2 protein-coding genes are annotated in these 3,208 nt (G+C 28.2%); both read left to right on the top strand.

The genetic code is table 11. The features are described from left to right. Positions 1–82: 82 nt before the first annotated feature. Positions 83–1,798 (top strand): DUF262 domain-containing protein, encoded by a 1,716-nt coding sequence (locus PW52_RS16710; RefSeq protein ID WP_044634132.1) that lies wholly within the window; start codon positions 83–85, stop codon positions 1,796–1,798. Between the two features lie 232 nt (positions 1,799–2,030). Further along, positions 2,031–3,197: a DUF4062 domain-containing protein gene (locus PW52_RS16705; protein WP_044634131.1), complete on the top strand. Its 1,167-nt coding sequence runs from the start codon at positions 2,031–2,033 to the stop codon at positions 3,195–3,197. Positions 3,198–3,208 lie beyond the last annotated feature (11 nt).

Raw genomic sequence — 3,208 nt, 5'->3', positions numbered from 1 at the left:
ACCCCTTACTTTCCATACACAATTACGTTGTGGCACATTAAGACAAACATCCGTAATAGCATCAAACTAACTGAAATAAAGAATGGCAAATAGCAAAATCCAAGACTTCTTCAACCGAAAATTTTTTGAAATACCAAAATACCAAAGAGGTTATGCCTGGAACAAGGAAAATGTAAGAGACCTTTTTAATGATATTCGTGAGGCAGAAGAAGTAAAATCTTCACATTACATCGGAACTGTTGTATTATCAAAATCTAAAAAAAGTGACAGAGTATTTTTTATAGTTGACGGACAACAAAGAACCACTACCATAACAATGATAATTAACGCTTTAATAAAAAAATTATCACCCGATGACGCTTCATTTTATAGAAGATTTTACATAACTGAAAACAATGTAAACCGACTAAAACCACTTGGAAAAGAAAAAGATTTTTTTGAAAAGTTGTTAGACGGTAAATCTTTAGAACCTAAAAACAAAAGTCAAAGACTTTTGATACAAGCTTACGAAGAAATTGAAGAACAAATCGAACAAATTAAAGACCCTTTGAGTTTTCTAAATATGATAGAAAGCCTTGAAATTCTTGAATTTATTGAAGAAAGCGAAGGAGATGCAATTAGAATATTTCAAACAGTAAATGACAGAGGAAAACCTTTGTCTAATATGGAAAAAGCTAAAAGTTTACTTGTTTATTTTTCTAATCGCTATTTAGACAAAAAATTAGATAATAAAATTAATGATGCTTTTGGAGAGATTTTCCAAATGTATGACGAAATAAAATTTAAGGGAGAAGAATTAGGGATAACCTTAATAGGTAGCGATAAGTTTAGTGAAGATACCGTTATGCGTTATCATTTTGTAGCTTATAACGATGAAGATTATGATGCAACCGCAGGTTATGTACTTAACTTTCTAAAAAAGAGACTAAATAGCTATAGGAAAGTTGGAAAAAAAGTTGGCTACCAAAAAGTTGAAGATTTTATAACAGATTATATGGAGAGTTTACAACTTTTCTTTCAAAGTTTAAATACCTTAATAAAAAGAGCTGATAAGAAAAAACAGTATTTTAAATTATTTTCCATTTTAAATCTTTCCGCAACTTTATATCCTTTAATTGTTAAGTTAGAAATGCTTGGAAAATTAGAAAACAAACTTCCAAATGCTAACTACAAGAAGTTTACTTTTCTTGACTTAATAGAACTAATTGATGTTAGAATATATAAAACAAGAGGTACTGACCCAAGAGCAGATATTTCAAGATTTGCTTGTAGACTAAATCAACATTCAAAAGATGAGGATATTCAGAATTGGCTATTATGGTATAATAAACACTGGATGAATAAACCAAGTTTTATGAATTATTTGAACGGGTATATTTATGGAAATCGTGCCTTACCACATATTTTCGTTGAATATTCAGAGAATTTAAGAGGAACTGAATTCACAATGGATGAATTGAAAAAAATAGCAAATGACAGAAGATTTAATCCTACAATTGAACATATTTTATCTCAAAAACCAAAATTCACTTTGAAAAGTCACGGATTTAAAAGCACAGAGGAATATTTAGAATACGAACATAGTCTAGGAAATTTATGTGTTTTAGAAAAAAATCTAAATAGCGGAGCTCAAAACAAAAGCACTTTTGAAAAAGTAAAAGTTTATGATAAAAGTATTTTTAAAATGACCAAAAACATAGCTTCTCAAATTTCAACTAAAAGTGAATTTAAGAAAAAAGACATCGAAGAAAGAACGGAATTGTTAGCGGAATATTTTATTAAAAAATGGTGGTGCTAAATAACGTGCCACAACAACGTGTATAAAACATAGCTAGCAAGTGCTAAATCAAAGGTTTTCCCCTAATTTACAAAGTCCGCCAAATTTTTAAATTTGGCTTTTAGAATAATAAAGATAAAAACAAAATGTAAAAATTCGGCTCGGTGCTAATCTGAAAATTATCGTATATTTATACGCTACGTTTCATACACCAACCGTTAGGCGTAATAAAACCAAACACTCAACAAACTCTATGAATAACATTAACATTTTTGTCAGTTCAACTTGCTATGATTTATCACAAATCAGAGTTGATATTTCAGAATTTATTGAGAATTCGGGACATAATCCAATCTTATCAGAATTTGAAAATTTCCCAATTACACCAGAATTAAATACAATTGAAAATTGTATAAAAATAGTAAAAGAAAATGCTGACATTTTAGTTTTGATTGTTGGTAACAGATATGGAAATGTTATAGAAAATGGAAAATCTATTACGAACAATGAATTTTTAGTTGCTAAACAAAAAGGTATTCCAATTTTCTGTTTCATTGATAAAAGCACTTTAAATGCATTGAATTTTTGGAAAAAAAATAAAGATGCCGATTTTTCTCATATTGTAGATAATACTGAAATATTTGAATTTATAAGTAACATAAGAGAAAGTTCTAAAATTTGGACTTTTCCATTTGAGAAAGCACAAGATATTATAAGAACTCTAAAAGTTCAATTATCTTATTTATTTAAAGATAGTTTAAAAGCCAAAAGCATAATTGACGAAAAAATTTCTGACTTCTTTAAGCTTAATCTATCAAATAAAGCATTACAAATAATTGTTGAAGAGGACACAATGTTTGAATATATGTTTTTAGCCCAAGTTTTCATTGATGAAATTCAAAAAAAGGAATTTTTAAAAAACGACATAGAATATTCAATCTTAATTGAACCCAAACACATTGTGAATGATTTGTATGACATTCCTAATTGGGCACAAGAACGAATTGCAACAGCTCAAAACATAGTTGGTGGATTTTCTAGTTTAGTTAATAATGCTTTATTAAAGTTTTTGAATGAACCTGGAAAACCAGCTGATTTAAAAGGACTTTATTATACTGCAATGAAATATGCTCAATTATATGAAAGCCTACTGAATTGGAGTATTGAAACAAGAAGCACCTATATAGAAGAAAGTTGTAACCACGTCAAAATGGATCTTTCTGAATTAGTATTAAAACCATCTGAACAAATCTGGAATTTTCCATTCAAAATAAAAAAGCAATTAGAAAAAGTTAAAGAAAAAGTTCTTAATGGAGAAAAAGATATAAATCTAGAAATAGAACTAACTTTGGAATTGGATAAAAATGTTCTCGAAAGAATTCATAGAAATACTAGCGAATTAAGCAATAGTTTAAATTAAAATTACTACGC

This window comes from Neotamlana sedimentorum (assembly GCF_000943565.1).
GTDB classification, from domain to species: Bacteria; Bacteroidota; Bacteroidia; order Flavobacteriales; family Flavobacteriaceae; genus Neotamlana; species Neotamlana sedimentorum.
This window is presented reverse-complemented; position numbering and strand designations above follow the sequence as displayed.